Raw genomic sequence first — 5890 nt, 5'->3', positions numbered from 1 at the left:
GGATCGCGCGCAAGCGTGCTCCTACAAAAGCAAGGCAGCTCTCCTGTAGGAGCGCGCTTGCGCGCGATCCCCAGCCGCAACACGCTACCGAATCAAAGCAGCCTCATACATAAAATAGTGACACCGCTCCATTCCCAACCCACCATACGTCGCCTGAGCCCGCTCATTCTCCGTCTCGACATACAGGCGAAGGCCGACGGCACCCGCACCTTCCGCCATCGCCTTCACATGGTGATACATGGCCTTGAACACGCCATGCCTGCGCGCCTCCTGCGCTACGTACACACTCTGCACCCACCAGAAATCCCCGCAACGCCAATCGCTCCACTCGTACGTCACGAGCAGGCAACCCACGGCAGCACCATCGAGTTCGGCCACGAGGTAAAACCCGCGCCGGGGCTCATCAAACACCGCGCGCACGCCGCGGCCGATGGTCTCGGGATCCAATCGCTTCTGCTCGGTTTCCCAAGCCATGGCGATATTCCAGCGGGCGATGTGGTCCGCGTCATTCACCGCAGCGCGGCGTACTTCAAGCGTCATGTGAGCTATCCGATGATGGCCGCCGCTTGCGCGACGCGCCGAGTTTGCGTGTAAGCGTATTTCGGCCAACGCCCAGGGCGATGGCCGCCTGCTGGCGGTGACCGTCGTTCGCGACCAGTGCAGCCTGAAGCAGGGTCTTGTCCATGGCTTCGCGCGCCCGGGCGTGGATATCCGATTCGCCCTGGGCCAGCGCGTCCTGTGCCCAGGCACGTAGCGCATCCGTCCATTCGCCCGTTCGCGTACCGCGTGCAGGCAGCGCGCCGAGATCGGCGGCCTGGATCTCCACGCCAGGCGAAATCACCGCCAGGCGGCGGCAGAGGTTTTCCAGTTCGCGCACATTGCCGGGGTAGTCGCGTTGTTCGATCAGTTTCATCGCGCCGCGCGAGAAGCGCTTCGCGGGAAGGTTGAGCTCGGCGGCGGCCTGGGTCAGGAAGTGCTTTGCTAGTAGCGGCACGTCGCCGCGGCGCTCGCGTAGCGAAGGCAGCGCGATACGTACGACGTCGAGGCGGTGTTTCAGGTCTGCGCGGAACAGGCCCTGCGCGACACGGGCTTCAAGATCCTGGTGCGTAGCGGCGATGATCCGCACGTTGCCATGCATCAGCTCCCGCCCACCCACACGGTAGAACTCACCCCCGGCCAGCACACGCAGCAGGCGTGTCTGGAGGCCGAGCGGCATGTCGCCGATTTCGTCGAGGAACAGGGTGCCGCCGTCGGCTTGTTCGAAGCGACCGGCCACGCGTCGAGTGGCGCCGGTGAACGCACCGGCTTCGTGGCCGAAGAGTTCGCTTTCCAACAGCTCAGACGGGATCGCTGCTGTGTTCAACGCGACATATGGCTTGCCCGCGCGTGCGCTTTCCTCATGCAAGGCGCGGGCGACCAGTTCCTTACCGGTCCCTGTATCGCCAGTGATCAACACGTTGAGGTCACTGGCCGCCACGCGACCAATCAGGCGGAACACCTCGCGCATGGCGGCGCTCTCGCCGATCAACGCATGGGCATCGCTGCGCGGCGGCGGGATGCTGATCTCTTCGTTCGCTGCGGCGAGTGCGCGTTCGACCGTCTCGACGGCGAGGTCGAGGTCGAACGGTTTGGCGAGGTAATCCGCTGCGCCCGCGCGATACGCCGCGGCGGTCGTCGCCACATCGGTGAAGGCGCTCATGACGATCACCGGGCCGATATTGCGCCGGGTCAGGTCTTCGAGCAGGCGCAGGCCGTTCTCGCCCGGCATGCGCACATCGGTAACGAGCAAGGCGGGGCGGCTTTCTTCCAATGCCGCACGCACCGCATCACCTGCGCTGAACTCACGTACCGTGTGGCCGGCATCGCGCAAGGCCTCGGCCAGGACAAAGCGCACGCCGCGATCATCGTCGGCGATCCAGATCTCACTCATGTGTGCGCTCCATGGGGAGGTAGAGGGAGAACACCGTGTCACCCGGGCGGCTGACATAGCGCAGGTCACCGCCGTGCTCCAGGGCGATCTCGCGGGAGAGCGCCAGGCCGAGGCCCGTGCCATCGGGGCGGCCGCTCACCAGGGGAAGGAACAACACGTCACGTAGTTCGTCCGCCACACCGGGGCCGTCATCCATCACATCGACGCGCAAGGCGGCGCGCACCGTACGCTCGCCGAGGCGGGCACCGTGTTCGATGCGGGTCCGCAGGGTGATCGAACGGGCACCGGCTTCGCCCGCGTTACGGGTGAGGTTGAGCAGCACCTGCAAGAGGCGGTCGTTGTCGCCGATGACGTCAGGGAGGCTGGGGTCGTAGTCATGGCGCACGCGGGGGGCTTCGGCTTCGGCCGACACCAAGCCTTCCAGGCGTTCAAGCAATTCGTGGATGTTCACCGGGCCGATCCGGGCAGCGCCGCCGTGACGCAGCAAACCATCAGCCAGCGCGGCGAGGCGGTCGGCCTCGGCGATCACCATGGCGGCCAGCTGGCGGAGGTCGTCATCCGCCACGCGGCGCTGAAGCAGTTGCGCCGCACCACGCAGACCGGCCAGCGGGTTCTTCACTTCGTGGGCGAAGCCACGCAGGGTGGCCGAGAGGGGGGTGTCGCTCGCGCTTAGGTCGGGGGCCAGGGGGTGGACTTCGACCAGGACGCGGCCATCGCCGATGGGCTGGAGAGCCAGGTCGGCGGTGATGTCACGGCCGCGGGCGGTGCCGAAGGTGGCATCGCGGAGGTTGAAGCCGCGGCCTTCGGCGGTGGTTCTGGCTAGTTGGCTGGCCAGGCTGGGCTCGCGCAGGAGCTGGCCTAGAGGCTGGCCTACCGCTGTGCGGGGGCCTACATCGAGCATCTCGCCCAGGGCCGGGTTGATCCAGGCGACGCGCAAGTCGGCGCCAACGACCGCCAGGCCGGTGCCGAGGAGGGTTAGGAGTTCAGCCTGATCGGGTGCATGCATTGCACCAATCTAGGGCGGGTTTTGTTGCGGTGCAACTGGAGAGATTCCTAGGGTCGTGAACGGATTCCCATAGTCGAGGCATCTGCACTGACTATGGGAATGCAACTTTCTCCATTTAAGGTCGCGGTGAACCGCCCGCGAGGGCAAGGAGCGGTGTGTGCGTCCACTCGGGAACCCACCGCGGGTCTGCTTGGTCACGCATGGCGTCGGTGGCGTCCACTTCGAGGCGAAGGGGTGCCGGGATAGGCGACATCTAGAGGGGGCGCGACCGGCATGGGCGCCGGTGTCGCCTGCGGAAGCGGCCAACCACCAGTCGCCTCGTTTGCAGCGAGGCAGTCGGCCGCGGCGAGCGACGCCACCAGCGCCATCGTTGTCTTCAAGCAGGTCACGGACGAATACCATCGGTATTTGCCAGGCGCATCTCCAACCCCCATCCCCAATGCTGCTGGCCACCGGCGAAGTTATCGTCGATGGCCACGACGACTTGATTGGCGCCTTTTTTCAGCGGCAGGTCGAATGATCCGTTGGTCAGGGACAAGCGGCCGCCTGGCTCCTTGCTCGCGCCCTTGATGCCGTACAGATTCTTACCCTGGAATACGAGCTTGCCGTTCACGAAGAGCCAGACTTCTCGGGTCCACCCCATATCCACATGTTTGATTTGGTCATGATCGGCGTGGATCGTGGTTTTCAACCAAATGCCGGTGATGGTCAGCCCGGTCTGCGCGTCGCCATACCATCGTGTGAGATTGATAAGGCCACCTGGATCGAGCGCAATCGGCTTCCACGGTGCCGTCGCGCTTGGCATCGACGAATAGGCCGGGTCGACGCCGGTGTTCTCCTGGAACGTGGCATCCATTCGGCTGGGCATGACGAACGGCTTCGATGCTAGCCAATGGCGAACGTATCGGAGATCAACCTCCGCAGGATCGCTCGACGCCACCGCAGGAAGCCCGTCAACGACATTGGGCGCGATGCTCAGGTGGGCGTAGGAGGCAGGTCCGTGCAGTCTGATCGTGCCGTCGGGAAATCCGCCAACCAATGTGCCGACAGTCAGCGTTGGCGAGCGCGCACCGTTAATAAAAACGTTCATGTGATCGCCGGAAACCACCAACTTAACGTGGTTCCAACCCTTCGAGTCAATGGGCGCGTGCGTCTGGTACTGCCCATACAGGTCCCACTCGAACACATGATGCGCGGTGGGCATGTACTGGATGCATTCGTCCGAGACAGCACAGTCCGCGCTGGGTCGAAAATACAACGCGTCTGCCTGGTCATCATGCTGGCGGAAGGTGATGCCGGTAATTCGCTCGCCGACGAATTTCGTGTCAAATTCAAGCGTGCCATTGCTGAAGTTAGTGTTCTTAAGCTCTGCATAGCCCTTATTGACGACGAGCACATCCTGCTTGGCCGCACCGTGCTCAAATGACACATCTCCGTTCGATTGCCATTGGTCCGGGGTCAGCGGAACATGCCTCAATTCGAGCGCAAGCAGGGGCTGTGGGAACCCGATGATGGCCGTGAGGAATAACGCACTTCGCCGACCGTAGAGCGGCATTGCTCGACCTTCAAGCCTCGGTATCGTTGACATGCGTTATTCCTCTTGCCTAGCACTTGTCCAGCCAACGACGAGTGACAACGTCACCGCGACGAGTGGCGGCACCGCGTGCGCGTATTCGCCGCGGATGACGACGGTCGCGAGTGCGGCAAACATGACGCTGCCACCAAGCAACGCACCTGTCAGGCGCGTCGGTTTCCGAACAAGCAGAATGGCGGCGGTGAGTTCCATCGTTCCGGTAAAGAAATGGAACCAGGGCGGATATCCCCATTTCAGGTATTCCTCGTAGATCGATCCTGGAGCGACGATGTTGATCAGGGAACCGACGACGAAGAAAATGGCGAGGACTAACGGTAAAGCTTGGCGCCAGGAGATCTTTGGCATGTGTCCGGCCTTTTGATACTCACCACAGGAGTAACGGTGTCTGTTTCAACCAGGTGTTCGTCACCAGTTGCTCAACCACGAACCGAGCGACATCGACGCGTGAGATCTTTCCGCCTTTGACGCCGGCGAGGCCGACGATAGCTCTGATGCTTCCGCGAGCAGGGTCGTTGGTGAGCATCCCGGGCCGGACGATGACCCAGTCGAGTGAGCTGGCACGGATCGCGGCTTCCTGGTGGTCCTTGTCCTTGTATGCCTGGCTAAGCAGTAAAGGCTGGAAGAGTCGGTCGAAGACGAAGCCGCCATGGCCGCGGCTGTCTCCCACGCCCAGAGCGGAGATGCAGACCAGGCGGCGCACGCCGCTTCGCGTCATCGCCAGAATCAACGCACGTGTCGCTTCAGCCAGCAGAGTGACCTTGCGGAAGCCCATGCCGGTGCCTAACGCACTGACGACGGAATCACAGCCGTCCAGGGCGCGCTCGAGAATGATCTCATTGCGGGCATCGCCCTCGATCAAATCTGCTCCCGGCAGATCGGCCCCTACGGTCGAGCGAACCAGCGCCACGACGGAATGCCCTTTCTCCAGGGAGTCGCGGACAATTAGCCGTCCGGTTCCGCCCGTTGCACCCAAAACAAGAACTTTCATATTCGATCTCGATCTTTGTTCGATATGGACGCCGCACTCCGCAAGACATTGGGCACTTTCGGCCTTCCTGCCGGAATCCGCGGTCTTAGGCTGTAGTGGTCTTCTGAGCCGCCGCAAAAACGTCGTGAGCCGACGTTACGCCGGGGACGTGTTCCGTACCCGCGACCCCGAGATCCATCCCGCCGGCATTCACGGCCTCATACATGGTCTCGCCCGGAGCAGACTTACCCTTCGGAATGCCGAACTGCTCAAATGTTTCCGACCAAGCGGCCCGCGGGACGGCAACGGCCTTAACGTCGTGCTTCATCACTTCGCCTAGTTGCGCCGCCACTTCATCTGCGCTCACCATGGAGCCGAGTTCGATGATCCGAC

General features: G+C 63.1%; 6 protein-coding genes and 1 pseudogene. All 7 read right to left on the bottom strand.

Annotated elements, in window-relative coordinates; translation table 11 throughout:
- Nucleotides 1-84: 84 nt before the first annotated feature.
- On the bottom strand, nucleotides 85-540 hold the full coding sequence (locus VGN46_RS16055) for a GNAT family N-acetyltransferase (RefSeq protein ID WP_331645006.1): 456 nt from the start codon (nucleotides 538-540) through the stop codon (nucleotides 85-87).
- On the bottom strand, nucleotides 530-1930 hold the full coding sequence (gene ntrC, locus VGN46_RS16050; RefSeq protein WP_331645004.1) for a nitrogen regulation protein NR(I): 1401 nt from the start codon (nucleotides 1928-1930) through the stop codon (nucleotides 530-532). The genes VGN46_RS16055 and ntrC overlap by 11 nt, the downstream gene beginning before the upstream one ends.
- Nucleotides 1923-2936, bottom strand: coding sequence for a two-component system sensor histidine kinase NtrB (locus tag VGN46_RS16045; RefSeq protein ID WP_331645002.1), 1014 nt, complete (start codon nucleotides 2934-2936; stop codon nucleotides 1923-1925). Before VGN46_RS16045 ends, ntrC begins: the two co-directional genes overlap by 8 nt.
- A gap of 385 nt (nucleotides 2937-3321) precedes the next feature.
- Nucleotides 3322-4524, bottom strand: a complete 1203-nt coding sequence (locus VGN46_RS16040; RefSeq protein WP_331645000.1) for a family 16 glycoside hydrolase — start codon at nucleotides 4522-4524, stop codon at nucleotides 3322-3324.
- Nucleotides 4525-4527: 3 nt separating this feature from the next.
- Nucleotides 4528-4875 carry a DoxX family protein gene (locus VGN46_RS16035; RefSeq protein WP_331644999.1) on the bottom strand — a complete coding sequence of 116 codons (348 nt, stop codon included), beginning with the start codon at nucleotides 4873-4875 and terminating at the stop codon, nucleotides 4528-4530.
- Nucleotides 4876-4894: 19 nt separating this feature from the next.
- Nucleotides 4895-5518 carry an SDR family oxidoreductase gene (locus tag VGN46_RS16030; protein WP_331644997.1) on the bottom strand — a complete coding sequence of 208 codons (624 nt, stop codon included), beginning with the start codon at nucleotides 5516-5518 and terminating at the stop codon, nucleotides 4895-4897.
- An 85-nt stretch (nucleotides 5519-5603) separates the two neighbouring features.
- Nucleotides 5604-5890, bottom strand: a pseudogene (locus tag VGN46_RS16025) (hypothetical protein); the annotation flags it as partial.

Origin of the sequence: Luteibacter sp., from assembly GCF_036500425.1 — a bacterium.
GTDB lineage: Bacteria > Pseudomonadota > Gammaproteobacteria > Xanthomonadales > Rhodanobacteraceae > Luteibacter.
This window is presented reverse-complemented; position numbering and strand designations above follow the sequence as displayed.

Coding starts and splice junctions, on each gene's coding strand:
- VGN46_RS16055 (WP_331645006.1), bottom strand. CDS start 540: ATGACGCTTGAAGTACGCCGCGCTGCGGTGAATGACGCGGACCACATC.
- ntrC (WP_331645004.1), bottom strand. CDS start 1,930: ATGAGTGAGATCTGGATCGCCGACGATGATCGCGGCGTGCGCTTTGTC.
- VGN46_RS16045 (WP_331645002.1), bottom strand. CDS start 2,936: ATGCATGCACCCGATCAGGCTGAACTCCTAACCCTCCTCGGCACCGGC.
- VGN46_RS16040 (WP_331645000.1), bottom strand. CDS start 4,524: ATGTCAACGATACCGAGGCTTGAAGGTCGAGCAATGCCGCTCTACGGT.
- VGN46_RS16035 (WP_331644999.1), bottom strand. CDS start 4,875: ATGCCAAAGATCTCCTGGCGCCAAGCTTTACCGTTAGTCCTCGCCATT.
- VGN46_RS16030 (WP_331644997.1), bottom strand. CDS start 5,518: ATGAAAGTTCTTGTTTTGGGTGCAACGGGCGGAACCGGACGGCTAATT.